Source organism: Paenibacillus sp. FSL W8-1187 (genome assembly GCF_037965485.1).
Classification (GTDB): domain Bacteria; phylum Bacillota; class Bacilli; order Paenibacillales; family Paenibacillaceae; genus Paenibacillus_O; species Paenibacillus_O pasadenensis.
Genome location: NZ_CP150181.1, coordinates 1,086,106 through 1,111,271 on the forward strand (window position 1 = coordinate 1,086,106; position 25,166 = coordinate 1,111,271).

At 64.5% G+C, this 25,166-nt stretch carries 17 protein-coding genes; 12 read left to right on the forward strand and 5 right to left on the reverse strand.

The features are described 5' to 3' along the window. Positions 1-505 precede the first annotated feature (505 nt). The 3 genes from NYE40_RS04710 to NYE40_RS04720 all read left to right on the forward strand — a co-directional run bounded on the left by NYE40_RS04710 (position 506) and on the right by NYE40_RS04720 (position 5,253). Positions 506-1,744 (forward strand): DNA-3-methyladenine glycosylase, encoded by a 1,239-nt coding sequence (locus NYE40_RS04710; RefSeq protein ID WP_052333546.1) that lies wholly within the window; start codon positions 506-508, stop codon positions 1,742-1,744. Positions 1,745-2,287: 543 nt separating this feature from the next. Then, positions 2,288-3,940, forward strand: a complete 1,653-nt coding sequence (locus tag NYE40_RS04715; RefSeq protein ID WP_228551805.1) for an FAD-dependent oxidoreductase — start codon at positions 2,288-2,290, stop codon at positions 3,938-3,940. Between the two features lie 23 nt (positions 3,941-3,963). Further along, positions 3,964-5,253 (forward strand): HAMP domain-containing sensor histidine kinase, encoded by a 1,290-nt coding sequence (locus tag NYE40_RS04720; RefSeq protein ID WP_052333547.1) that lies wholly within the window; start codon positions 3,964-3,966, stop codon positions 5,251-5,253. On the opposite strand, the gene NYE40_RS04725 is transcribed toward NYE40_RS04720, so the two are convergent. After that, positions 5,231-5,671: a hypothetical protein gene (locus NYE40_RS04725; protein ID WP_153782840.1), complete on the reverse strand. Its 441-nt coding sequence runs from the start codon at positions 5,669-5,671 to the stop codon at positions 5,231-5,233. The two genes, NYE40_RS04720 and NYE40_RS04725, sit on opposite strands and share 23 nt — an antisense overlap. Positions 5,672-5,961: 290 nt before the next feature. Between NYE40_RS04725 and NYE40_RS04730 the strand changes: the two genes are divergently transcribed. The 6 genes from NYE40_RS04730 (at position 5,962) to tyrS (ending at position 17,498) form a co-directional block, all read left to right on the forward strand. Beyond that, positions 5,962-11,004, forward strand: a complete 5,043-nt coding sequence (locus NYE40_RS04730) for a CIA30 family protein (protein ID WP_194843269.1) — start codon at positions 5,962-5,964, stop codon at positions 11,002-11,004. A gap of 551 nt (positions 11,005-11,555) precedes the next feature. After that, positions 11,556-12,053, forward strand: a complete 498-nt coding sequence (locus NYE40_RS04735) for a hypothetical protein (protein WP_028600303.1) — start codon at positions 11,556-11,558, stop codon at positions 12,051-12,053. A gap of 4 nt (positions 12,054-12,057) precedes the next feature. Next, entirely contained in the window at positions 12,058-12,423 is a 366-nt protein-coding gene (locus NYE40_RS04740; protein ID WP_339279396.1) for a glyoxalase superfamily protein, read from the forward strand. A gap of 1,516 nt (positions 12,424-13,939) precedes the next feature. After that, on the forward strand, positions 13,940-14,995 hold the full coding sequence (locus NYE40_RS04745) for a GNAT family N-acetyltransferase (RefSeq protein ID WP_052333549.1): 1,056 nt from the start codon (positions 13,940-13,942) through the stop codon (positions 14,993-14,995). A gap of 77 nt (positions 14,996-15,072) precedes the next feature. Then, complete coding sequence (locus NYE40_RS04750; protein ID WP_028600305.1) at positions 15,073-15,828, forward strand: class I SAM-dependent methyltransferase; 756 nt, start codon at positions 15,073-15,075, stop codon at positions 15,826-15,828. Positions 15,829-16,208: 380 nt separating this feature from the next. After that, positions 16,209-17,498, forward strand: a complete 1,290-nt coding sequence (gene tyrS / locus NYE40_RS04755; RefSeq protein WP_028600306.1) for a tyrosine--tRNA ligase — start codon at positions 16,209-16,211, stop codon at positions 17,496-17,498. A gap of 59 nt (positions 17,499-17,557) precedes the next feature. On the opposite strand, the gene NYE40_RS04760 is transcribed toward tyrS, so the two are convergent. After that, on the reverse strand, positions 17,558-17,890 hold the full coding sequence (locus NYE40_RS04760) for a hypothetical protein (protein WP_028600307.1): 333 nt from the start codon (positions 17,888-17,890) through the stop codon (positions 17,558-17,560). After that, complete coding sequence (locus tag NYE40_RS04765; RefSeq protein WP_028600308.1) at positions 17,887-18,366, reverse strand: DinB family protein; 480 nt, start codon at positions 18,364-18,366, stop codon at positions 17,887-17,889. Before NYE40_RS04765 ends, NYE40_RS04760 begins: the two co-directional genes overlap by 4 nt. A gap of 171 nt (positions 18,367-18,537) precedes the next feature. Between NYE40_RS04765 and NYE40_RS04770 the strand changes: the two genes are divergently transcribed. The 3 genes from NYE40_RS04770 (at position 18,538) to NYE40_RS04780 (ending at position 22,322) form a co-directional block, all read left to right on the forward strand. Further along, positions 18,538-19,632: a LacI family DNA-binding transcriptional regulator gene (locus NYE40_RS04770; RefSeq protein ID WP_084137540.1), complete on the forward strand. Its 1,095-nt coding sequence runs from the start codon at positions 18,538-18,540 to the stop codon at positions 19,630-19,632. Between the two features lie 773 nt (positions 19,633-20,405). Beyond that, positions 20,406-21,698: a cellulase family glycosylhydrolase gene (locus NYE40_RS04775; protein ID WP_028600309.1), complete on the forward strand. Its 1,293-nt coding sequence runs from the start codon at positions 20,406-20,408 to the stop codon at positions 21,696-21,698. Positions 21,699-21,755: 57 nt separating this feature from the next. Further along, on the forward strand, positions 21,756-22,322 hold the full coding sequence (locus tag NYE40_RS04780) for a hypothetical protein (protein ID WP_339279402.1): 567 nt from the start codon (positions 21,756-21,758) through the stop codon (positions 22,320-22,322). A gap of 53 nt (positions 22,323-22,375) precedes the next feature. Here NYE40_RS04780 and NYE40_RS04785 read toward each other — a convergent pair whose 3' ends face one another. Both NYE40_RS04785 and NYE40_RS04790 read right to left on the reverse strand, forming a co-directional pair. Further along, positions 22,376-23,560 (reverse strand): IS256 family transposase, encoded by a 1,185-nt coding sequence (locus NYE40_RS04785; protein WP_101807766.1) that lies wholly within the window; start codon positions 23,558-23,560, stop codon positions 22,376-22,378. A 307-nt stretch (positions 23,561-23,867) separates the two neighbouring features. Continuing rightward, positions 23,868-25,166, reverse strand: a complete 1,299-nt coding sequence (locus tag NYE40_RS04790) for a Gfo/Idh/MocA family oxidoreductase (protein ID WP_101808555.1) — start codon at positions 25,164-25,166, stop codon at positions 23,868-23,870.

A 25,166-nucleotide genomic window follows, 5' to 3' on the forward strand; every position in this document is an offset into this window, starting at 1 on the left:
ACCAAGGCACTTTCGACTCCCTCGTCGCATCGATATGACGGGTTTCCGCCAACCAAGGCCCTCTCGACTCCCTCGTGGCGTCGATGGGCCGGGTTTTCACCAACCAAGGTACTCTCGACTCCCTCGTGGAGTCGCCGCGCCGGGTTTCCGCCAAGCGAGGCACTCTAGACTCCCTCGTCGCGCCGAAGTGCTGGGTTTCCGCCAACCAAGGCACTTTCGACTCCCTCGTGGAGTCGTCGCGCTGGGTTCCCACCAACCAAGGCCCTCTCGACTCCCTCGTGGAGTCGCCGCGCCGGGTTTTCACTAATCAAGGCACTCTCGACTCCCTCGTCGCGTCGCCGCGCCGAATCATGCTGGCGCCGTTCTGCTAGCCGAGCTCCGAGAAAAGATAGAACGAGTAGGAGGCAACACTCCCGGAGAGTCCCATGAAAGCGCAAGATTCGGCTATGGACAACTTGGGCGCGAGAAAGGTAGAGTCAGGGAATGACAGGAGGGAGGAAGCAGCATGGAAACGACCGATAGAAACGGAGCGGCGCAGGAAGAGGCGAGCCGCCTGCGGATTGAGTTGCCGGAGCTGTTCAGCTGGCCGGCGGTGCTGGGCTACTTGGCGAGATCGAGCGACGAGGCGCTGTACCGGGTCGACGGCAGCGAGGTGACGAAGCTGTTCGAGCGGGAGGGCGAGCTGGCGCTGGTCCGCTTCCGTTGCCGGGACGATGTCCATGCGCTCGAGGCGGAATTCGTGCCGATCGGCACGGATGCGAGCGAGCCCGAGCCCGCCGCTCCAGCCGCGGGGCGCGCCGGGCCAACGTCCGCCCGATCAATCGGCGGCCTCCCGGCAACCGCCTCCGCCGCCGACTCGTCGCCGTCCGCAGCGCCGTCCGCCGCCGCGGCTGCACCCGCAGCGCTCTCGGCCGCTCACCCAGCGAGCGAGCCCGCGCCTGAAGACCCGGCGAGCGGTCTCCCGCCCGCCGCTCCAGTCGCGCCAACGTCCGCCGCTGAGCCCTCGGCCGCTCGCCCGGCGCTCGAGCCCGCCGACCCGCCCGCGCCTGCCGCCGCCCGGCCTTCCCCGGCGATGCAGGCGCATGTGCGGCGCTACGCCGAGGAGTGGTTCGACCTGGACCGCGACCTGGCGCCGTTCTACCGGCTGGCGGCCGCCGACCCGCTGCTGAAAGAGGCGGCGGAGACGTTCCGCGGCCTGCGGATGGTCGGCATCCCCGATCTGTTCGAGGCCGCCTGCTGGGGCATCATCGGCCAGCAGATCAACCTGCCGTTCGCCTATGCGCTCAAGAAGCGCTTCACGGAGTCGTTCGGCCGCTCGGTCCGCCACGGCGGCTGGACGTACTGGTGCTTCCCGAAGCCTGCGGCGGTCGCCGCGCTGGAGCCGTCCGACATCGCGGCGCTGCAGATGACGACGCGCAAGTCGGAGTATCTGATCGGCGTCGCGCGTCATGTCGCGGCCGGCGAGCTGGACAAGAGGGAGCTGGCGGCGGCCGGCTGGTCGGCTGCGGAAAAAAGGCTGACGGCGGTCCGCGGCATCGGGCCGTGGACCGCGCATTACGTCATGATGCGCTGCCTGCGCATGGCCGAGGCGCTGCCCGCCGCCGACGTCGGCCTGCAGCATGCGATCCGCGTCCAGGCCGGCTTGGAGCGCAAGCCGACCGAGCCCGAAGTGCGCGAGCATGCCCGCGCCTGGGCAGGCTGGGAGGCCTATGCGACTTTTTATTTGTGGCGGACGCTGTATTAGGTCTAGGGCGTGCTTGCAAACCCGCTCAGGGGCATCTATCCCCGCCTTTTTGCCCCCTGCTTCGTCACGCAGGCTTGACGTACCCCCGGTACGCCTTCGCCTACGTTCCTCGCAGGGATCAAAAATTCGGTCACATCTGCTTCCTTCGGGGCATGCAAACACGCCCTAGCGAACGATGGCGCGAGAGACGGAGGCTGCGGCCTTCCGTCTCTCTTTTTTTTGCTTTCCTGCGGCAGCGGCCGAGCGCCCGGAAGCCGCCTCGGAACGGCCCTTCCGCCTGCCGAAAGCCGCTTCCGCGCAACGCCCGCCGCTGGAGAAAGCGATGCGCTGCGCGGATTTCCAAGCGATTCCATTTCTCGTAGAGCGACCATTAACGAGAAATATTTCAATAACCGATAATAATCGACAGCAACTGACATTAGTGCGATGGTACTATATGGGGAGCGTTTATACGAGTGCAGGCCTATTGGTGAAGCCGATCAAATCGAGGATGCTAGAGGAGGAGAAGGAAGCTTGGAGAAAAGGCTGCCGAAAGTTGTCATATTGGGCGGCGGAGTCGCGGGAATGAGCGCAGCCCATGAGCTGGCCGAACGCGGTTTCGAGGTGTCCGTCTACGAGGCGAGAGAGGTTCCCGGCGGCAAGGCCCGCAGCATGGAGGCCAAGGGCACGGGCATCGACGGAAGGAAGGATCTGCCGGGAGAGCACGGGTTCCGCTTCTTCCCGAAGTTCTACCAGCATGTGACCGACACGATGAAGAGGATCCCGCTCCAAAGCGGCGCGCGCGGCGGCGTGCTCGACCAGCTGCTCGGAAACGGACGCAAGAGCGTGTTCGACAACCTGGTCGAGGGCACGCGGCTCGGGCTCGCCTTCGACGACCGCGACATGCTCCCGTTCATTACGGAGTTCCCCGAATCGATCTCCGATCTGAAGGTGCTGTTCACGTCGCTGTTCGAAAACCATCTCGGCCTGACGGCGGAGGAGGCGGCGCTGTACGGCGCGAAGCTGTTCGAGCTCGCCTCCAGCAGCAAGCTGCGCCGCTACCTCGACTACCAGCGGGTGTCGTGGTGGGACTTCATCGAGGCGGACAAGCAGTCGGAGCAGTTCAAGCGCATCTTCGTCGGCCTCTCCCGCATCCTCGTCGCGGCCAAGGCGCAGGAAGCGAACGCCTGCACGATCGGCACGGTCGGCGCGACGCTCATGCTCGACATGGTGACGCCGGGCGGCAGCGCCGACCGGCTGCTGAACGGGCCGACCAACGAGGCTTGGCTGTTCCCCTGGTACGATCATCTCGAATCGCTGGGCGTAAAATTCTACCGAGGCGCGCCGGTCAAGGCGATCCATTGCGAGAAGGGCTCCATCGTCGGAGCGACCGTGCTGCTGGACGGACAGGAGCAGCTTGTCGTCGGCGACTGCTACATCGCGGCGCTGCCGGTCGAGGTGATGGCGGGCCTGCTCACCGACGAGCTGGTGCAGGCCGATCCGCTGCTCGGCAGCATCAAGCCGCTGAGCGAGTCGGTCGAGTGGATGAACGGCATCCAGTTCTATCTGAACGAGGACGTCGAGCTGATCCACGGTCATATCATCTGCATGGACAGCCCGTGGGCGCTGACGCTCGTCTCCCAGAAGCAGTTCTGGCCGGGCGTCGATCTGTCCGAATACGGCAACGGCAAGGTCAAGGGCATCCTCTCGGTCGACGTCTCCGACTGGGAGTCCAAGGGCGTCCTGTTCGGCAAGCCGGCGATGCAATGCTCGGCCGAGGAGATCAAGCAGGAAGTATGGCAGCAGCTCAAGGACCATTTCAACCATAGCGGCGACGTGCTCCATGACGGGCTGCTGGAGGCGTGGTTCCTCGACGAGGACATCCAGTTTCCGAATCCGCACGGGGCGACCAACATGGAGCCTCTGCTCGTGAACCGGGTCCATACGTGGGATCTGCGGCCGAACGCCTACACCGCGATCCCCAATTTCTACCTCGCCTCCGACTATGTCCGCACCAATACGGACCTGGCGACGATGGAGGGAGCCAACGAGGCGGCCAGGCGGGCCGTCAACGCCATTATAGATCATTATGAGATCAAGGCCGACAAATGCCGGATCTGGGACATGTACGCGTTCGAGCTGCTCGGGCTGTGGCAGCGCAACGACAAGTCCCGATGGGAAGACGGCCTTCCCTGGAACGGCAAGATTGTCGGCTAGCTGATCGGAAGGAAAGCCTTGCCGTGATCGAATACATTCTTGCGCGCGAATTTCAGGGGTTGATGTACTATCTGACCGCCTGCCTGCTGTTCCTCATCATCACGCCGCGGGTGTCCTTCATGCGCTTCGGACGCAAGCTGCTGTTCGTCGGCATCCTGGCGCTGATGTCCTACTTCTATCTGGGCTACGAGGAGATCGATCCGCTCGTCTATGCCTTCCACCTGGTGCCGGTATGCGTCGCGCTGATCGCCATCTACGAGGGCTGGATCCCGGGAGTGGCGACAGCGGCCGCGTTCATCTGGGGCAACATCTTCATCGCGGGCAACGAATGGGCGCCGGGAACGATCTCCGCGACGATCGTCGCGGCGGCCGGCATCGCCTACCACTACCGGATGCCGTCGCCGGAGACGGTGAGGCGCATGCTGACGATGCACTTCCTGCTCGTCAGCGGCTACATGGCGCTGTTCGTCGGCGTGTCGCTGGCGACCTCCGAGACGATGGACCATCAGCGGATGCTGGCGACCGGCATCGGCACGCTGCTGTCGTCTCCGCTCGTCGCCTACACCTACTATCTGGTCAAGCACCAGGAGCGGCTGACGGAGGAGCTTTTCAACGCTGAGAAATATCATCTCATCGGCCAGCTGACCGCCTCGATCTCGCATGAGATCCGCAATCCGCTGACGACGGCGCGCGGCTTCCTGCAGCTGATGGGCCGCTCCGGCCTCGACTCGGCGACGCTCGAGCGCTACCGGACGAACGCGCTGGAGGGCATCGACGGAGCGAACGCCATCATCACCGACTACCTCAACTACAGCAAGCCGTCCGTGGACGAGCCCCGGCTGCTCGACGTCCGCCAGGAGCTGGCGAGCGTCGAGCAGTGGGTCAAGCCGCTGTGCGTCATGACCGGGGTGGAGCTCGTGTCGAGGCATGGCGTCCACGACGAGCTGCCGGTCGTCGGCGACTCCAAGAAGCTGCAGCAATGCCTGCTCAACATCATGAAAAACGCCGTCGAGTCGATGCCGGAGGGCGGCGTGCTGACGGTCAGCTCCCGCAAGGAGAACGGCAAGGTGCTCATCTTCATCCGCGATACCGGCATCGGCATGAACGAGCAGCAGCTCAAGCGGATCGGCATGCCGTTCTACACGACCAAGGAAAAAGGAACCGGACTCGGCCTGATGGTCGTCACCAATCTGATCCAGGCGATGGGCGGAAGGCTCTACTTCCGCAGCAAGCCGGGTCAAGGCACGATCTGCGAGGTGCATCTGCCGCTCAAGCCGGAGGACGAGCCGGTCATCCCCCTACCCGCTCCATAGTCAGCTCCCACAGCCTGCCTGCCGCAGGCGGAGCGGCGCCGCGCGGCAGCGGGAGCGGAAAGGAGCGGTCCTCGAGCTTCAGCAGGCAGCCCGCGGGCAGCCGGGCGAGCAGCCAGCCCGATACGCGGCCGTCCTCGGGCGGATCGTACAGCATGCCGGCGAGCAGGCTGCCGCCGACCGTCAGGCAGGGCAGCGGCGCCGTGCCGGCGAAGCCCTCGGCCGTGACGCGGATCAGATAGACGCCGCCGGCGGCGACATGGATCGCGACGCCTTCGCTCTTCGGAGCGGAGGCGTCTTTGCGTTGTTTTTTCGGGCCGGCCGGCGAGGAGGGGGCGGCGTCGGCGGCCGGAGCTTCCAGGCGGACTCGGACCTGATGGCGGCAGACGAGACGCGACGGGCGTCTGGGGCGGGAAGGCATGGGCCGTCCTCCTTTCCTTCCGGCAGCGGCTAGCGGGCAGCAGCTACCGGCAGCGGCTATCGGCAGCGGCGCGGATTCCTCTGCCTTAGCTTATGCGGTGCGGCCGCTTTTTTGGAAAGTTGATTTAAATTAAAATTTGTTGACATAAAGTTTAGGTAAAACTATAATTTCGTTGAATTAGAGGAAACGCTGCCAATCCGTTCGCCTAACAAGCTCGGAAGGGAGGGCAAGTCAAACCGCTTGGCCGCAGTTCGGGCAACTCACAATCACATTCGGGAGGCATGAGCTTCATGAACAAGCATCATCCGCAATCCATTATGAAAGCGTTTTTATGCTGGCTTCTCATCCTGGCCCTGGCCGCTCCGGCAGGAGGCATCGGCTCGGCTGCGGCTGCTGCGCCTGCCGGCCAGCCGGACGAGCCGACGGCCGCCGAGGCCGTATACGGGCTCGCGGAGCCGTCGGCATTCCAGACCTACATCACCGTAGACGGCGACAGGCTGATGGACGGCGAGCAGGAGTTCCGCTTCGCCTCGCTCAACTATCCCGGCGCGCTCGGCGATCCCGAGTTCGCGCAGGACGACGCGCTGCGCACGATTTCCGCGATGGGCGGCAAGGTGACGCGCTCCTACGTGCCGTCGGTGCTGCGCTATGACGGCTCCAACGCCGGCTCGGCGTTCATCCTCGGTCCGGACGCGGACGGCGTCATGCAGTTCAGCGAGGAGGGCTTCCGCAAGATGGACCGGATGCTTGCCCTGGCGAACCGCACCGGCGTGCGGGTCATCGTGCCGTTCGTCGACCAGTGGCAGTGGGTCGGCGGCATCGAGAGCTTCGTGAACTTCGTTTATCCCGGCACGATCACCGGCGACGCGGCGACGGACCCGGACGGCTGGAAGTTCTACACGGACGAGAAGGTCATCGATCTGTTCAAGCAGACGGTCGCCTACATGCTGAACCGGACGAACACGATCACCGGCGTGAAATACAAGGACGACAAGGCGATCCTCGCCTGGGAGACCGGCAACGAGCTCGGCGGCTACAACCAGGACAAGTTCCCGCAGGCGTGGACGACGGAGATCGCCCGCTACATCAAGGAGGAGCTGCAGCCGAAGCAGCTGCTGCTCGACGGGCGGTTCGCGATCCATCCGGATTCGCTGACGGACCCGAACATCGACGTCGTCGGCAACCATTTCTACACCGGCAACTTCATCGACAAGGTGAACGGGGACCGGGCCGTCTCCAAAGGAAAGAAGCCGTACATCCTCGGGGAGTTCGGCCTTTACACGGACAAGGAGCCGGTCGACGCGCTGTTCGACGCGGCGCTGCAGAACGGCACCTCCGGCGCGCTCATCTGGTCGCTGCGCCCGCACAAGGAGGACGGCGGCTTCTACTGGCATGACGAGAACCCGGGCAACTGGGCGTCCTACCACTGGCCGGGCTTCTCGGCCGGCGATTATTACGGCGAGACCGGCATCATCCGCACGGTATACAAGTACGCGCATTATATGGACAAGCTCGACGCGGCCAAGGCGACGGCGGTGCCGCCGATTCCGGCTCCGGACGGCGCGCCGAAGCTGCTGCCGATCGAGTCGGTCGCGGACATCCGCTGGCAAGGCTCGGTCGGGGCGTCCGGCTACGAGGTGCAGCGCTCCGAGGACGGCGAGACGTGGGAGACGGTCGTCGAAAGCTTTTCGGACGGCGGACGCGCCGGGACGAAGGCGTTCCATGACGAGCGGGCCATCACCGGCGTCAGCTACCAGTACCGGGTGCGCGGCGTGAACGAGAGCGGCCAGTCCGCCTGGTCGAACGTCGTCGCCGTCGAGGCGGCGCGCCATCTCATCGCCGATGAGATGAGCTTGCTGCAGAGCCCGCTCGAAACCCGCAGCACCTATGCGTTCGACCATACGTCCAACGTGACGAACGCGGCGGACAGCTGGAACGAGCTCGGCATCGGCTTCAAGGCTCATGTCGGCAGCGAGTCCGGCGGCACGATCACGTATGCTTCCCCGGTCGCGCTGAAGCGCGCCGCGGCGAAGGTCGAGGGCTCCGGCCAGGTCCGCTGGTTCGCGTCGAGCGAGCCGTACGCGGGATATGCCGAGGTCGCGGCGGACGTGCAGGACGGCTGGTCGACGGCCGGCAGCCTGCCGGCGGACACCCGCTTCGTCAAGCTGCTGCTCGAGGGCGGCGCGCGGGTCAAGGTCGACCGCGTCGAGCTGGAATACGACTACGACGGCACGGGCTGGCAGGCGGTGCCGGAGCGCAGCCGCAAGGGCTTCGTCGTCGACCGCGAGTTCGCGGAGCTGCCGGCGTCCAAGTCGGACGCGCTGGAGCGGCGGGACGGCAGCGAGGCGACCGGCGGCCAGGCGGTGCTGGCGAATGCGGGATCTGCCGAGGCGTCGCTCGTCTATTCGGTGCCGGCCGATCTGAGCTCCTACCGGTTCGTCGCCTATGCGCCGGAAGGCAGCGCGGGGCTGAAGCTGGAGGCGTCCATCGACGGCATCGCCTACGTTCCGCTGCAGCCTGCCCTGACGAAGGAAGCGGCCGCCGAGGGCTGGAGCAAGCTCGCCTATTCGAGCTTCGATCTGCCGGCGTCGGTGCGCTATGTCCGCGCGCTGTTCCCGGACGGGGCGGACGGAATCGGGCTGGCCCGCGTCGAGCTCGGCTACGGCAGCAGCCTCGTGCCGCTGACGGAGGCTCCTCCGGCGAATGTGATGGAGGACGGCGAGTACGACTTCGGCCGCGACGACTCGATCGCCGCCCGGTATGAGCGCAATGAGAACGGAGACGGAATCTCGATCGCGCTGGACGGCGAGTCCCGCTTCAAGGGCAGCTACGGCGTCCGGCTCGGCTACGAGCTCGGCTCGGCAGGATATGCCGGCTTGTCCCGCCCGCTCGGCGGAGCGGATCTGAGCGGCTTCGACGCGCTGCATGCCTGGGTGAAGCCGGACGGCAGCGGCAACAAGCTGAGCTTCCAGCTGACGGCCGGCGATGGGCGCGTCTGGGAAGCGCCGGTCGCGCTGTCCGGGACGGCGGCTCGCGTCGTCGAGATCAAGCTGGCGGACTTCGTCCAGCCGGAGTGGAGCAAAGACGCCGCCGGCGAAGGGGCGATGGACCTGAGCTCGGTCCAGCGGTTCGCGCTGATCGTGAGCGGGGGCGAGTCGGCATCGGCTTCGTCCGGGTCGATCGCAATCGACGAAGTGAAGCTTGCGAACGCGTCCAAGCTGGACAACTTCGAGGGCTACGGCGGCTACAACGCGCTTGTGCAGAAGGCGTTCGCCCGCAATGCCGGCGGCGGCCTGCTCGACGTGTCGCTCGACGCCTCGCGCAAGTCCGAAGGGGGCTACGGCCTGCGCATGGACTATGACTTCAGCGGGCCGGGCTATGCCGGAGGCAGCTTCTCGCCGGACTACCTACGCCTGAGCGGCTATGACGGCTTCAGCTTCTGGCTGCAGCCGGACGGCGCTGGCAACGAGCTGGCGATCCAGTTCTCGGACGAGGACGGCAAGTTCTGGGAAACGAAAATGATCATGCGCGGCAGCGATCCGCGGCTCGTGCAGGTGCCGTTCGACGCGTTCCGCCATCCGGGCTGGTACGGCGGCAGCGCCGACGCGCGGCCGGATTCGAGCCGGCTGATCAAGACGTTCTCGCTTTATCTCGGCGGATCGCCGGACTCGCGGTCGAGCGCGGGCACGATCTACATCGACGACATCCAGGGCGCGAATTTCCTCGAGGAGCTGGAGGGCGCGCAGGTGGCGATCGACAAGTCCGCCTCCGAGGTGAAGACGCTGCCGACGACGCTGCGCGGGACGGCGAGCGGCGTGAAGGACGTGCTCCTGAGCATCGGCAAGGACCGCTTCCATGCGCCGGTCGGAGCGGATGGACGCTGGTCGTACTCGACCTCGCGCATCGCCAACGGCGAGAAGGAGGTCGTCGCGGTGGCGGAGCGCTTCGACGGCACGGCCGCAGCCACGGACAAGCTCGTTCTAAAGGTCGACGTGCCGGGCAACACGTATGACGACGGCGCCGAGCCGGTCGTGAAGAACCTGCTGCTCAATCCGGGCTTCGAGGAAGCCGTCGACGAGGCGGCCTGGCCGGTGCTGCCGAAGCATTGGAGCAGCAAGGACGCGGCCGGAGCCGACGTGACGGGCGGCATCGTCAAGCTCGAGGGCGGAGCCCGCACGGACAAGTTCTCGCTCGTCCACTGGAACGACACGGCCTATGAAGTCACGACCTCGCAGGAGGTGGCAGGGCTCGAGCCGGGCGTCTACGAGGTTCGCGCCTGGACGAAGTCCAAGGGCGGCCAGCTCGCCGCGGAGGTGATCGCGGTCGGAGATGGCGGCGCTGCGAAGGCTGCGGCGATTCCGAAAGGCGAGGCGAGCTGGGCAAGCGTCCGCCTGAGCGGCCTCGAGGTGCGCGAGGGCAAGCTGACCGTTGCTATCCATTCCAAGGATCTCGGCGGCAACTGGATCAAGGTCGATGACCTGACCTTGGTCAAGACGAGCGTGCTTGAAGGAGGCGGCAGCGAGCCGACGCCGAAGCCGAGCGAGAACCCGACGCCGAAGCCGAAGCCGAGCGGAGATCCGACGTCGACGCCGAAGCCGAGCGAGGAGCCGACGCCGACGCCAGCACCGAGCGAGGAGCCGACGCCGACGCCAGGCGGAGGCGAGACGCCAAGCCCGACGTCAACGCCGACGCCAAGCGTGACGCCGAGCGCTTCGCCGAGCGTCGCGCCGCAGCCGACGGCCGGCCCGACGGCATCTCCGTCTCCGACGTCGAGCCCGATGCCGGCGTTCCGCGATCTGGATGTTGCTCCATGGGCGCGCGACGCGATCGCCGAGCTGACGGCCAAGGGCATTTTGCGCGGCACGGCTCCGGGCGTCTTCGAGCCGGGCAAGCCGGTCACGCGCGCCGAATTCATCACGATGCTGCATCGCGTCTTCGGCTTGGCGTCCACGGGGACGGATAGCGGATTCGGCGATGTGAAGGCGGACGCATGGTATGCGGAGGCGGTCGCGGCCGCGGCCGAGCTGGGGCTCGTCAGCGGCACCGGCGGCGGACGCTTCGAGCCGGGACGCGAGATCACCCGCGAGGAGATGGCTGTGCTGGCGGCGCGCTATCTGCGTCATGCCGGGGTTTCCCCGGCGGGCGACGCTTCTGCGCTGAGCGGCTTCCGCGACGCCGGCCGAGCGGCGGCGTATGCCCGCGGCGCGCTCGCGGAGCTCGTCGCCGCCGGCATCATGAACGGCACTGGCGCGGACACGCTGCAGCCGAAAGGCCAAGCGACCCGCGCGCAGGCCGCGGTCATCCTGCAGCGGCTGCTGAAGCTGCTGCCGTAAGGCGGGCCGCCGCTTTCTCCTAAGGAAGATAGCGGCGGCAGGTACCTTTAGGCGGCGTTAGATGATGCGCTGACGGGGCCGGACTGCCGTCATGGGGCGTACGGGTGATGCGAGGCGGCGTCGATTGGGTCCAGACCGCCGTCATGGGGCTTGCGGAAGTTTTCAAAGAACGCGGGTCGCTCGACAGGTCCTAACGACGCGTCAAACGCTTAGAGGCCGTTTTCTCCGTTTCCCGATCCGCTAACGACGCCTCAGACGCTTACACGTCTCCAATCTCGTTCTTTCCGCCCATTTGACGCTTTTTTTCAACTCTAAGCGTCTCACGAGTCGTTACGTTTTGGCCAGGGTTGAATTCGGCCTCGTAACGAGCTGATTCGTCGTTAGGCTTCAACCGCCGACGCTCCGTCCAGCAATAACCCCCTCGCTTTCTCTAATCCCGAGCGGCCCGCCCATTCCATAGAATAGGCGGGCCGTTTGTTATGGAAAAGACTTACAAGGGAAGCGCTTCTCTGCTAGGATAAATCTCACGGAGGACAAGGAGGAGGCGGCGGATGAGCAGGACGCTGAAAGAGAGAAGAGCTTGGAGCTGGCAACAAATCGTAATCCGCCTCGGACTGGCGACGATCCTCGTACTCGGCTTCCTGGCCAATGCGAATCTTCCTTGGCGGACGACGCTGGAAAAGCAGGGAATCGATCCGGGGGGAGCGGGCCAACTCGATCGGATCTATGTCATGAGGTGGGATGAACAGGCAGAGGAAACCTCAATCAAGACCGACAGCATGGCGCGCATGACCGCGCTGCTCGAGGCGCTCGCTCCGATGAAGCTGGCACGCGGGCCGTTCAGTCCTGAGCCGGCGATCGACGGCATTTTGAATACCTACTCCGTCTCGATCTATGAAAAAGGCAAGCTAGACGATCCGACGATGGTAACGCTGAGATCCCAAAGCGTCACGATCGGCAAGCGCGATGCTAGCGAGAGCTACACCATTATCGGAGGCTTCGACCGCGCCGAGTTCGATCGGCTGATCGACGCTATGAAAGGGGAATGAGCCAATGGAGTGCAAACGAATCGTGCCTGTGCTGAGGATGCTCGATGTCGAAAAGACGAGGGAGTTCTACCTGGACTTCCTCGGGGCGGAGCTGCTCGGCGAGCATCGGCACGAGCCGTCGATGCCGCTTTACCTGTTCCTGTCGCTGGGCGGCTGCGAGCTGCATCTGTCGGAGCACTTCGGCGACGGGATCCCGGGGGCGAATGTGCGGATCGAGACCGGCGGCGTGAAAGCCTACCAGCAGTCCCTGCTGGCGAAAGCTTACCGCTACGCGAGGCCTGGCCTCGTAAAGCCGCCCTGGGGCGGACTGGAGATGACGGTGCAGGACCCTGCCGGCAATCGGTTGACGTTTTTCGAGCGGGAGAGCTAGGGCGTGTTTTCATCCCCCGAAGGAAGCAGATGGGGTCGGATTTTTGATCCCTGCGTGACGAAGAAGCAGGGGGAAAAGGGGATAGATGCCCCTAAGCGTGTTTGCAAACACGCCTAGCGTCCCTCGCCTTGCTGGAGAGGAAATGTCGTTCGGAAACGTCCGGACTGCCGTCGTGCGGCTGAGATTGACTCGCTCGGATGGGGAGAGGCGGTTAAGCGAGGGAAAACTGCGCGTAGCACGCGAGTGCGAATGGGGAGAGGCGGCTACGCGAGGAAAAACTGCGCGTAGCACGCGAGTGCGGCTGGGGAGAGGCGGCTACGCGAGGAAAAACTGCGCGTAGCACGCGAGTGCGAATGGGGAGAGGCGGCTACGCGAGGAAAAACTGCGCGTAGCACGCGAGTGCGGCTGGGGAGAGGCGGCTACGCGAGGAAAAACTGCGCGTAGCACGCGAGTGCAAATGGGGAGAGGCGGCTACGCGAGGAAAAACTGCGCGTAGCACGCGAGTGCGGCTGGGGAGAGGCGGTTAAGCGAGGGAAAACTGCGCGTAGCACGCGAGTGCGAATGGGGAGAGGCGGCTACGCGAGGAAAAACTGCGCGTAGCACGCGAGTGCAAATGGGGAGAGGCGGCTACGCGAGGAAAAACTGCGCGTAGCACGCGAGTGCGGCTGGGGAGAGGCGGCTACGCGAGGAAAAACTGCGCGTAGCACGCGAGTGCGAATGGGGAGAGGCGGCTACGCGAGGAAAAACTGCGCGTAGCACGCGAGTGCGGCTGGGGAGAGGCGGCTACGCGAGGAAAAACTGCGCGTAGCACGCGAGTGCAAATGGGGAGAGGCGGCTACGCGAGGAAAAACTGCGCGTAGCACGCGAGTGCGGCTGGGGAGAGGCGGTTAAGCGAGGGAAAACTGCGCGTAGCACGCGAGTGCGAATGGGGAGAGGCGGCTACGCGAGGAAAAACTGCGCGTAGCACGCGAGTGCAAATGGGGAGAGGCGGCTACGCGAGGAAAAACTGCGCGTAGCACGCGAGTGCGGCTGGGGAGAGGCGGCTACGCGAGGAAAAACTGCGCGTAGCACGCGAGTGCGAATGGGGAGAGGCGGCTACGCGAGGAAAAACTGCGCGTAGCACGCGAGTGCGGCTGGGGAGAGGCGGCTACGCGAGGAAAAACTGCGCGTAGCACGCGAGTGCGGATGGCAAGAGGCGGCTACGCGAGGAAAAACTGCGCGTAGCACGCGAGTGCGGATGGCAAGAGGCGGCTAGGCGAGGAAAAACTGCGCGTAGCACGCGAGTACGGATGGCAAGCGGCGGCTACGCGAGGAAAAACTGCGCGTAGCACGCGAGTCGGGGAGCGGGACAGCCGACTCGAGCAGGAACGTTCCATCATGAAACAGGGAGAAGCCAGGATATCCTTGCCGCGTTGGATGGCCGGGCAAGAACGGCTATACCCGGATCGGGCCTGTCCTTTCGGCGCCGCGCTTGTTAGGCTGGAGGAAACGCTTCAAGACGGGAGTACGATATCGCATGACGCTCATCATCGAACCTTGCGGCCTCGACCGCAAGCCGATTCTCATGAACCTGTACCCGCTCTATCTCCATGATCTGGCGGGCATCCGCGGCGTGCGGCCGAACCGGCACGGCGTCTTCGAGGAGGAAGACGACATTCGGACGCTGCAGGAGCAGCAGGCGGAGTTCGCCATCTGGTGGGAAAAAGAGGGGCTGCTGTTCCCTTACCTCATCGTCGAGGACGGCTTGCCGGCGGGCTTCGCGCTCGTCGCTTCGGGCCCGTACGCGGTCGACGGCAGCGAGTTCACGCTGCAGGAATTTTTCCTGCTGCGGCCTTACCGGGGACAAGGCCGTGCCGAACGGGCCGCCTGCGAAGTGTTCCGCCGCCATCCGGGCCGCTGGGCGCTGTTCACGACGGCGTCGGAGCGCAACGCGGGAGCGGTCTCGTTCTGGCGCAGGACGCTGCTCGGCGCGGCCGGAGACGGCGGTTATGAGGAGACGGACGAGGACATGGAGTACTACGGCTTCGGCAAGCTGTTCCGCTTCCGCAGCGGCGAGGCGCTCAGCCGCGCATCGGCGCCGCCCGCCGCCCGCGCCGCCGATGCCGCCCGGCGCGCCGGCTCGCCGCCGGCCTCCGGCTTCGCCGTGCGCCCGGCCGTCCCGGCCGATCTCGACGCGCTGGCGGAGCTTGACGCGCTCGTCGTCGGCCACGGCGGCCGCCGGGAAGCGCTCGCCGCCTACGCGGCGGCCGGCTGCTGCCTCGTCGCCGAGCGGGAGGGCCGGCTGTCCGGCTGCGCCGCCTGGGACCGCAGCTTTTTCGGACGGCCGTTCCTGCAGCTGCTGATCGTGCATCCCGGCGAGCGGCGCGCCGGCATCGGCCGCCGGCTGCTGCAGAGCTGGCTGGAGCGCGGCCCCGGCGAGCGCGCCTTCACCTCGACGAACCGCTCCAACGAGCCGATGCGGGCGCTGCTGGAGGCGGCGGGCTTCGAGCCGAGCGGCATCGTCGACCATCTGGACGTGGGCGATCCGGAGCTCATTTTCAGCAGGATGGTTGCCTCGGACGATCCGGTCTGATACGGTAAGGGATGCACAAGCTTCCGCCGATGGGGCTGCAAGCACGCCCCAAGGAAGCGGGATCGGGAGGAATGGACATGGACAGCAAGGAACGCTTCTCCAGCCGAGTGGAGGACTACGTCAAGTTCCGGCCGGGGTATCCGGCGGAGGCGATCGACGCCATCCTGGAGCAGGGAGGACTGGCGCCGGAGTCGGCGGTGGCCGACATCGGGGCGGGCACGGGCATTTTTTCGGGCCTCCTGATGGAAAGGGGACTGCGCGTCATGGCGATCGAGCCGAACGCCGACATGGCCCGCGCGGCTTGGGCGGCGCATGGCCCGAACGAGCTGTTCGGCATCATGCTGGCGCCGGCGGAGGATACGGGGCTGGCGAGCGAGTCGCTCGACGCGATCGTCTGCGCGCAGTCGTTCCACTGGTTCGACCAGCAGGCGGCCAAGGCGGAGTTCGCGCGCATCCTGCGGCCGGGCAAGCGCGTCTTTCTCGTATGGAATTCGCGGCTGACGTCCGGCACGCCGTTCCTCGAGCGCTACGAGGCGCTGCTGCACGAGCACGGCACCGACTACGCCCGCGTCAACCATCGCAACATCTCGCCGGAGCAGCTGCAGGCGTTTTTCCGCGAAGGCACGATGACGCGCCGCGCGTTCCCGAACCGCCAGCGGTTCGACTACGAGGGCGTCAAAGGGCGGCTGCTCTCCTCGTCCTACGCGCCGCAAGCCGGCGATCCGCGGCATGAGCCGATGCTGGCGGAGCTGCGCCGCATCTTCGACGAGACGCAGCAGGACGGGACGGTCGACTTCGACTATGAGACCGAGGTGTTCAGCGGCGAGGTCTAGGGCGGCGCGGCAGCGGATTGACAAGCGCCGCGCCATTCGCTAAAGTGAGAGCGAACAAGCATAGAAGCGTGGAAGGGAAGCAGTAGCGGAGCGAATCTGCGGATCAGAGAGCCGGCGGTTGGTGCGAGCCGGAGCGACAGCCGCCCGCGAATTACATCCTGGAGCTTGCGCGTCCGAACCTGCCCCCGGGCAGAAGGGCGCGGACGGCAGCCGGCCGTTATCCGGCAGAGCGGAGCCCCGCTCCGGGCTTGCCTTCTGAGGCAGCCTGCGCCGCGGCTCAACTCAGGGTGGTACCGCGATGACTCGTCCCTGTCTTTGGACAGGGAGGGGTCTTTTCTTTTTCCACCTTTCCACGAACGACCATAATGGAGGGATACGAGATGACAACGCACCAAGCGGCCGTGAACGCGGCGCTGCTCGAAGATCTGGAGTACAGGGGCCTGGTCTACCAGGTCACGAACCGCGAGGAGCTGGAAAAAGCGCTGGCGGAAGGGCCGATCACGCTGTACTGCGGCTTCGACCCGACGGCCGACAGCCTGCACATCGGCAGCCTGCTGCCGATCCTGATGCTGCGCCGCTTCCAGCTGGCGGGCCACAACTCGATCGCGCTCGTCGGCGGCGGCACCGGCCTGATCGGCGATCCGAGCGGCCGCTCCACGGAGCGCTCGCTCAACACGGACGAGACGGTCGCCGGCTGGACGCAGGCGCTCGGCAAGCAGCTGTCGCGCTTCCTCGACTTCGAGACGCCGAGCAATCCGGCCCGCCTCGTCAGCAACTACGACTGGCTGGCGCCGCTCGACATCATTACGTTCCTGCGCGACATCGGCAAGAACTTCACCGTCAACTACATGCTAGCCAAGGACTCGGTCGACTCGCGGCTGGCCAACGGCATCTCGTTCACGGAGTTCAGCTACATGATCCTGCAGGCGTACGACTTCTACAAGCTGAACCAGGACCACGGCGTGCGGCTGCAGCTCGGCGGCAGCGACCAGTGGGGCAACATCACGGCGGGCCTTGACCTGATCGGCAAGACCGGCGGCAGCGGGGCGTACGGCATCACGATGCCGCTCGTGACCAAGAGCGACGGCAAGAAGTTCGGCAAGTCCGAGTCCGGCGCGATCTGGCTCGACCGCTCCAAGACGAGCGCGTACGCGTTCTACCAGTTCTGGATCAACACCGACGACGCGGACGTCATCCGCTTCCTCAAGTACTTCACGTTCCTGACGCGCGAGGAGATCGCGAGCTTCGAGGCGCTCGTCGCCTCGCAGCCGGAGAAGCGCGAGGCGCAGCGCGAGCTCGCCCGCCAGGTGACGCGCATCGTGCACGGCGAGCAGGCGGTGGAGAGCGCAGAGAAGATCACGGCCGCGCTGTTCTCCGGCGACGTCACGCAGCTGAGCGAGGACGAGCTCGTCGAGGCGCTGTCGGACATGCCGACGACCGTGCTCGCGGACGCCGAGTCGACCGGCCTGATCGACCTGCTCGTCGAGACGAAGGCCGCTCCGTCGCGCCGCCAGGCCAAGCAGGACATCGAGAGCGGAGCGGTAGCCGTGAACGGCGTCAAGCAGACGGGCATCGACACGGCGCTGACGGCGGAGCATCGCCTGCATGGCCGCTACCTCGTGCTGCGCCGCGGCAAGAAGAACTACTACCTCGTGAAGTTCGGATCGTAGCCGGACAAAAGCGGGATGAAGCCGAGCAGCGCTCGGCCTCGTCCCGCTTTTTTTTCGGTTCATTCCGTCGTCCGGACGACGATTTCCTTGGCCAGCTTGAAGTCTTCCTCGACGATCTCGGCGTTCTCCTGGACAAGAAGGGACTTGAAGCGCCGGAACAGATCGCCTATTTCCGGCTCCTCGTCGATGAGGCGGATCGCTTCGGCGTAGCTTTCTTCGGAGTCATACGTCGTGATTTCGATCCATCTCGTCTCGTCTTCCATGCTGTTCAAAAAGAGCGTGCGGAACGAAGCATGCCGGCCATAAACCTCGGCGGCTTGGCGCTGAAGGTCGAGGTACTCGTCCCGCTTTTGTTTTTGGACATGGTAGGCATGCAGCTTGACGTACTTCATCGGATCGGAATCAGGCCCTTGCCGATGAGGTTGGCCGACACCGGCTTCAGCCCGAGCTCCCGCGCCCAGATGGACAACTGCCCGATATGGTGGATCTCATGGGCCAGCACATGCCGCATGACCTCGCCCCAGGCGTGCTGCTCGACGTGTCCGTCGGAGGCGACGTCCTCCATCGGGCGCGTCTCCATGGAGTCGTCCCAGCCGAGGATGAACGGCTCGATGTCGGACCGGTATTGACGGTCCAGCTCCCTCACCTCGGCGAGCGTGGCGAGCCACGGAACCGGCTCGGAGGCGAAGTCGGCTTCCCGGAGCTGCTGGATCCAGCTCCATTCCACGTCGAGGATGTGCTGAAGCGTCTTGAGGATGCTCCCCATGCCGCCGATCCTTTCCCGAACAAGCTCCTCCTCCGGCAGCTGGGCGCACCATTCGTACCATTGGTCGCGAACGATCCAGTTGTACTTGAACCATACCTGCATGGCGATTCCTCCTTGAGCGGCATTCTTTGCCTGCCTCTATCGTAAAGGAAGAAGAGGGAGATGAGAAGCTCGTCCTGCCGCATAAAGAATTGAAAAAAGTTGAAAAAAGACTTTCCAGACGTTATGCTGAAAGGAGCAAATTCTTGCTCCGATGCCGAAGGGATGGGCTTCATGAAAAAAGTAACGCTGCAAATGATCGCCGATAAATTGAACGTCTCCAAAGCGCTTGTATCCAAGGCGCTGTCCGGGGACAGCGCCGTGAACGAGGTGACGCGCGAGATCATCTGGAAAACCGCCGAGGAGGAGGGCTACCGGATCAAGGGCCGCAAGCCGGGCTCGGCTCCGGGCACGGGCAATCTGGCCGTGCTCATGCCGCGGGCTTATCTGGACGATCCCGAGTACTGGGGCAAGATCATCAAGGGCATTGACGCCGAGCTGGCCAAGCAGGGCTACAGCATGCTGCTGTCGAGCATCGACGTGACGATGAAGGTGAAGGACGGCATGCCCCTCGGCATCACCGAGCGCAAGGTGGACGGCGTCGTCGTGCTCGGCCAGCTGCCGGAAGCCTACACCGACCAGCTGACGAAGCGCAAGCTGCCGTTCGTGCTCGTCGATCCGGACGCTCAGCATCCCGACCTGGATCTGGTCATGGCCAACAACTATCTCGGCGCGAGCCAGGCCGCTCAGCTGCTGCTGCGCGAAGGCCACCGCCGCCTGGCGTTTGTCGGCGACGCCCATACGACGTGGAGCTTCTCCGAGCGCCGCCGCGGGTTCGAGGACGCCATCGCCGCGCACAACCGCAAGCGTCCCAAGGATGCGGCGGAGCTGGCGGTCGTCGGGGGGATGGGCGTAAGCGGCAGCGGCATGTACACCAAGCCGGAGTTCGCGGCTTCGCTGGAGCGGGAGCTGCGGGCGGAGCGCCCGGTCACGGCGATGTTCTGCGCCAACGACCTGATCGCCTTCGACGCGCTCAAAGTGCTGCAGCCGCTCGGGCTGGAGTGCCCGGCCGACGTCTCGCTCGTCGGCTTCGACGATCTGACGCTGGCGGAGCTGAACCAGCCGGGCTTGACGACGGTCAAGGTGCCCAAGGAAGAGATGGGCTCGCGCGCGGTGCAGATCGTGCTCGGCCGCATCGCCGAGCCGGAGAAGCTGCCGGAGCTGGTCATGCTGTCGACGGCGCTGGTGAAGCGGGCCTCGACCGTTCCGGCGGCAGGCGCCGGGGGCGGAGACACGGAGGCGGAGAGCGCGGCTACGGCCGGAGCTTGAAGGGTTGCCGGCGGGGGGAGGCGAAGCAAGGGCGAGAATGCCCTTGGCGGAGCGCCGACTGCGGCGGAGCCGCGAAGCAAGGGCGAGAATGCCCTTGGCGGAGCGCCGTCTGCAGCGGAGCCGCAAAGCAAGGGCGCGAATGCCCTTGGCGGAGCGCCGACTGCGGCGGAGCCGTGAAGCAAGGGCGAGAATGCCCTTGGCGGAGCGCCGTTCGCGGCAATGCCGGGCCGCCACCAAACCAGCTTCTTTTCCTCCCACAACCAGCAGCAGGCTGCCCGCGCCCCGTTGCCGTTTTCTCCAGCCTCCCCAGCAGGATGCATTCCATCAAGCCTCGTCAAAATGGCTAACGAACCTCAGAAGCGCTATTTCGTTCAAAACGCCTCGACAAAAAGGCTAACGAACCTCAAAAGCGCTATTTGGCTTAACAAGCGGCTGAATCGACGAAAAACTCCCCCATAGCGATTCGCTGTATCGTTAGAAGCTCCAACCCCCCTCTTTTCAACCCAATAGCGTCTCTCCGTTTCGTTAGCGCAGCTGGTCCCTCACCGCCCCATTGCCCTTAGCGCCGACTTTCTCCCCCGTCTCACGGAAAGGAGCTGCCCCAATCAGCCAACCGTACGAGGGACTCCTTGGAGCCGCTTCTTTTCCTCTCGAAAAATTCAACTAATGAAACTTAACTATAATAAGTTAAAATAAGTTGAAATCATGATCCGCAAATGCTATTCTTGTCATGGCAACACTATGAAACCAAGGACGTAAGGCGGGGATCGATCATGAGGAGCAACGGGTTTGTTGCCCGCACAGGCAGCCGGCTGGAGCTGAACGGCGAGCCGTTCCGGTTCGCGGGACCGAATGTCTACTGGCTCGGGCTCGACGAGAATGTCGAGGGAGTGGCTTGGCCGACGGAGTTCCGCGTCCGCGACGCGCTGGACACGGCGCTGGAGATGGGGGCGACCGTCGTTCGCTCGCATACGCTTGGCGCGTCTCAAGGGCATCCGCTTTCGATCATGCCGGAGCCGGATCGCTTCAACGAAGAGGCGCTGCGCCGGGTGGACTTCGCGGTCCGCGAGGCGGCGGCGCGAGGACTGCGGCTGATCGTGCCGTTCGTCTGCAACTGGTCCTACTACCACGGCGGACGCTCCACCTTCGCGGGCTGGAGAGGACTGGAGGATCCGCGGGCCTTTTATTCCGATCCGGAGATCAAGGAAGTGTTCAAGCGCTACATCGCCATGCTGCTCACTCGGGTGAATGCGCTTACAGGAGTGGCGTACCGCGACGATCCGACGATTCTGGCGTGGGAGCTCGGCAACGAGCTGAACGATGCGCCGGCGGAGTGGGTCAAGGAAATGGCCGCTTACATCAAAAGCCTCGACGGCAACCATCTCGTCGCGCACGGCAAGCAGTTCGAGCTGGACCGCGACAAGCTCGGCATCGAGGAGCTGGACATCCTCGACGTTCACTATTATCCCGCGAACGCGGAGGCTCTGGCGCGCGACGCGGCGGAGACGGCAGCCGCCGGCAAGGTATATATCTGCGGCGAATTCGGCTGGACGGAGGACGGGCTGGAGGCGTTTCTGGAGCGGGCGGAAGCAGACGGCAGCGTCTCCGGCACGCTGTTCTGGTCGCTGTTTCCCCATGCGGATGACGCCGGCTATGTTCCCCACTACGACGGCTTCTCCCTGCACTATCCCGGTACGGGCGTAAGCGGGGACTATGAGCGGCGCTGTCTCGAGCTGCGCAGCCATGCCTTTCGGATGAGCGGACGCGAAGTGTCCTCGTGCCTGGTGCCGGATGCGCCGACGGTCTCCTCGGCGGCCGAGCGCGTCGTCTTTCGCGGCGTCGTCGGAGCGGCTCGCTACACGGTTGAAAAGAGCACGCGCGGAGCGGCCGGACCGTGGACGGCCGTCTTCGACGCCCGACCGGCGGACCACGACATGCCATGGCAGGACCCGACCCGCGCTCACGGGACGAGGACCTGGTACCGCGTGCAGGCGATCGCGCCCGACGGCGCGGCCGGACCGTGGTCGGAGCCGTTCGAGTCGGAGCCGTTCACGCCAGTCAGCTGAGCCGTCTACGCCGCGCGCAGATGCGATTGTGGCGTGAAGCCGCCTCGTCGAAGGAGCGTGGCGGCGACATTGGGCGGGGCATGCGCAATTGACCTTGGCCTGGCTGCAGCTCGCGAGAGGTGCAGATGGCGCGAAAAAGCTGTCCCTGGAGCCAGGCAATGGACTCCATGGGACAGCTTTTTTGATGTCGGGCCTGGTCGGGCCTGGTTGGGCCTGGTCGGCGGAACCAAGGCAGAAAAGTGCCTTGGATTTAATTTTTCCGGCCGGGTCGGCGAATCCAAGGCAGAAAAGTGCCTTAGATTTAATTTTCCGGGCCTGGTCGGCCGAACCAAGGCAGAAAAGTGCCTTGGATTTAATTTTCCGAGCCGGGTCGGCCAATCCAAGGCAGAAAAGTGCCTTGGATTTAATTTTCCGGGCCGGGACGGCCGAACCAAGGCAGAAAAGTGCCTTGGATTTAATTTTCCGGGCCGGGTCGGCGAATCCAAGGCAGAAAAGTGCCTTGGATTTAATTTTCCGGGCCGGGTCGGCCAATCCAAGGCAGAAAAGTGCCTTGGATTTAATTTTCTGGGCCGGGACGGCCGAACCAAGGCAGAAAAGTGCCTTGGATTTAATTTTTCGGGGTAGCGTCAAGAAGTATGTGTAAGCAGCAAGATATTCCCAGTCAAAATGGGTTGACGTCACTCTTGGTGGTGGGGGTAGCGTTTCTCAAACATCTGCTTCAACCTACGTTTTACCGACGGGTCGCCGAAGCCGCGAATGACTTTTTTGCCATAATACTCGTTGTACTCGCTAGCCGTCAGGTAAAGGATTTTCTCGACCGCCTCCATGTTGGTCAGGCTGTTCATGGGCTTAAGTCGTTTGCGGAATTCCTTGTTCATGCGTTCAATCGGATTGGACGTGTAGATGGCCAGCTTCATTTCGGCGGGATACGAGTAGAACGTGAGCAGCGTGTCGAGCTGGTTTTCCCAGGACTGAATTTCTTTGGGATAGCGCTTCTGCCATTTGTCCTTAAGCCGGTCAAAAGCAGCCAAAGCCAAGTCCCGGTCTAGAGCGTTGTAGACGGTTTTGAGATCGGCAACGAAGTCCGTCTTGTCCTGCATGCGGATCTTGGGAAAGGTCGAGCGCACTTTGTGGACGACACAGTGCTGGACGTCGGCTTTGGGAAAGGCTTCCCGGAAGGCCGTATCCAGCCCAGGCAGCCCATCGAATACGCCAAGCAAAACTTCCTCTACGCCGCGCTGCTGCAAGTCTTTCAGCACGTCGCGCCATACGTTGGCACTCTCTTTTCCCCCGACGTAGAAGCCGAGGATGGATCGGTACCCGTCTTCGTCGATGCCCATCGCAAAACAAACGACTTCGCCGCTGACCGTGCTGCGCTTGAGCTTGACGTACATGCCGTCGAGGTAAATGACGGAGTAGCGCTTGCCGAGCGGCCTGGTCTGCCAGCGTTCCACGTCTTCCAGAACCGTCGAGGTAATGTTGCTGATCGTGGTCGGCGAGTATGCTTGACCGAACATGCCTTCAATGAACCGAGCGATGTCGCGGGTCGGCATGCCGCCTTTGTACATCTGAATGACGGCCTCCTCCAGCCAGCCGTCGCGCCGCTGATAGGGCTCGAACAGCTGCGTCTGGAAGTCGCCGTTTCGGTCCCGGGGCATCTCCAGATCCTCGATCAGGCCGTAGCGGGTGTGCAGATCCCGGTAGTAGTAGCCGTTTCGGCTGTTGCGGATACCTGCTGCTGCAGCCTCGGCCATGTGGTGCTGAATCTCCGTGCGAATGAGGAACTCGATCCGCTCCTTTACGAAGGGGATGACAGAATTTTCAAAGAGATGGTTCAGGTGGTTTTCGGTTATACTAGTCATGAAGTAGGGTCCTTTCTTGGTGGCGTCGTAACCCCGAGAATACCCTACTTTTTTTGTGCCTAGCTAGGCTCCAAATGTTGGTACACAACTTATTGTACGTCACCTTTTTCGGGCCGGATCGGCCAATCCAAGGCAGAAAAGTGCCTTGGATTTTGGTTAGTGACCGGAAGGCGGGAGGGGGGGAGCCGCGAGGAGTGCGATTTTGTGTTTGTACGTTCCCGCCGCGCCACACTACGCCCGCCGCACCGGCGCCACCCCTTGCCCCCAGCTCCGGCGCCACCCCTCGCCCCCAGCTCCTGCGCCCGCCCTACCGAGCGAAGCGCACCAGGCTGTCCGTCCGCACCGGCAGGCCGGTCGCGATCGAGCGGTTGGCGGCGATGCCGGTCAGGATGGAGCGAGCGCCGTCGATATGGTCCGCCGCGCGCCGGAACCGGTCGGGCAGCGGCTCGCCGAACAGGTCGCGCAGCAGCTCCGGATCGCCGCCGCCGTGGCCGCCCTCCTTGCGCTCGATCTCGGCCTGCCAAGGCTCGCCGAACATCGGCAGCACGAGCAGGCTGACGCCCTTGGCCGCCCCCTCGAGCGCCTTGTCGCCGCCCGAGTTGACGTACGACTGCTCGACGACGCTCATCTCGATCCGGCCCTTCGTGCCGCTGAACGAGATCCGGTAGCCCTCCCAAGGCATGTAGGCGTTCAGCGAATACGTCAGCAGCGCCTTGTTCTTGTACCGGACGAGCACGCTCATCGTGTCCTCGATCGAGATGCCGTCGCCGAATACGCTCTGGTCGCGGCGGTAGCCGTCTTCTTTTTCCGCGTCGAGGTACATCGCCTTCAGATGCTCGTTGCGGTCGAGATGGAGGGCGAAGTGATCGTCCTGAGCGAGCTCGCTGCCGGTCGCCCGGTCGTAGAACGCCGTGACGCCGCGCGCCTCGGCGTTCTCGCGGCCGTAGAAGCGCAGGTCGCCCATCGCGAAGACGGTTTCCGGCTCGGAGCCGATCCAGAAGTTGACGAGGTCGAAGTGATGCGTCGACTTGTGCACGAGCAGGCCGCCGCTGTTGCGCTTGTCGCGATGCCAGCGGCGGAAGTAGTCCGCGCCGTGCTGCGTATTGAGCAGCCACTCGAAATGCACGCTCGTCACGTCGCCGATCGCGCCCGACTCGATCAGCTCGCGCGCCTTCGTATGATGCGGGGCATAGCGGTAGTTGAACGTGACGCGGACGCTGCGTCCGGTCCGCTCCGCCGCGTCGAGGATCTGCTGGCATTTCTCGGCGTCGACGGTCATTGGCTTCTCGGTGATGACGTCGCAGCCGAGCTCGAGCGCCCGGATGATGTAGGTGTGATGCGTGCGGTCGACGCTCGTGACGATGACGCAGTCGGGCTTCTCCGCCGCGATCATCTCCTCGAAGCGGTCGCTCCGGTACGTCGGCACCGCGCGGCTGCCGTACTTCTCGACCAGCATCCGGTTGGCGTAGTCCATCCGCGTCTCGTTGATGTCGCAAAAGGCGACGAGCTCGCTCGTCTCCTGGAACGTCGAGGCGATCGCTCCATAGTAGAATTCGGCCCGGCCGCCGGTGCCGACCTGGGCATAGGTCTTCCGTTTCGCGCTCAT

Coding starts and splice junctions, on each gene's coding strand:
- NYE40_RS04710 (WP_052333546.1), top strand. CDS start 506: ATGGAAACGACCGATAGAAACGGAGCGGCGCAGGAAGAGGCGAGCCGC.
- NYE40_RS04725 (WP_153782840.1), bottom strand. CDS start 5,671: ATGCCTTCCCGCCCCAGACGCCCGTCGCGTCTCGTCTGCCGCCATCAG.
- NYE40_RS04730 (WP_194843269.1), top strand. CDS start 5,962: ATGAACAAGCATCATCCGCAATCCATTATGAAAGCGTTTTTATGCTGG.
- NYE40_RS04735 (WP_028600303.1), top strand. CDS start 11,556: ATGAGCAGGACGCTGAAAGAGAGAAGAGCTTGGAGCTGGCAACAAATC.
- NYE40_RS04740 (WP_339279396.1), top strand. CDS start 12,058: ATGGAGTGCAAACGAATCGTGCCTGTGCTGAGGATGCTCGATGTCGAA.
- NYE40_RS04745 (WP_052333549.1), top strand. CDS start 13,940: ATGACGCTCATCATCGAACCTTGCGGCCTCGACCGCAAGCCGATTCTC.
- NYE40_RS04750 (WP_028600305.1), top strand. CDS start 15,073: ATGGACAGCAAGGAACGCTTCTCCAGCCGAGTGGAGGACTACGTCAAG.
- tyrS (WP_028600306.1), top strand. CDS start 16,209: ATGACAACGCACCAAGCGGCCGTGAACGCGGCGCTGCTCGAAGATCTG.
- NYE40_RS04760 (WP_028600307.1), bottom strand. CDS start 17,890: ATGAAGTACGTCAAGCTGCATGCCTACCATGTCCAAAAACAAAAGCGG.
- NYE40_RS04765 (WP_028600308.1), bottom strand. CDS start 18,366: ATGCAGGTATGGTTCAAGTACAACTGGATCGTTCGCGACCAATGGTAC.
- NYE40_RS04770 (WP_084137540.1), top strand. CDS start 18,538: ATGAAAAAAGTAACGCTGCAAATGATCGCCGATAAATTGAACGTCTCC.
- NYE40_RS04775 (WP_028600309.1), top strand. CDS start 20,406: ATGAGGAGCAACGGGTTTGTTGCCCGCACAGGCAGCCGGCTGGAGCTG.
- NYE40_RS04785 (WP_101807766.1), bottom strand. CDS start 23,560: ATGACTAGTATAACCGAAAACCACCTGAACCATCTCTTTGAAAATTCT.
- NYE40_RS04790 (WP_101808555.1), bottom strand. CDS start 25,166: ATGAGCGCGAAACGGAAGACCTATGCCCAGGTCGGCACCGGCGGCCGG.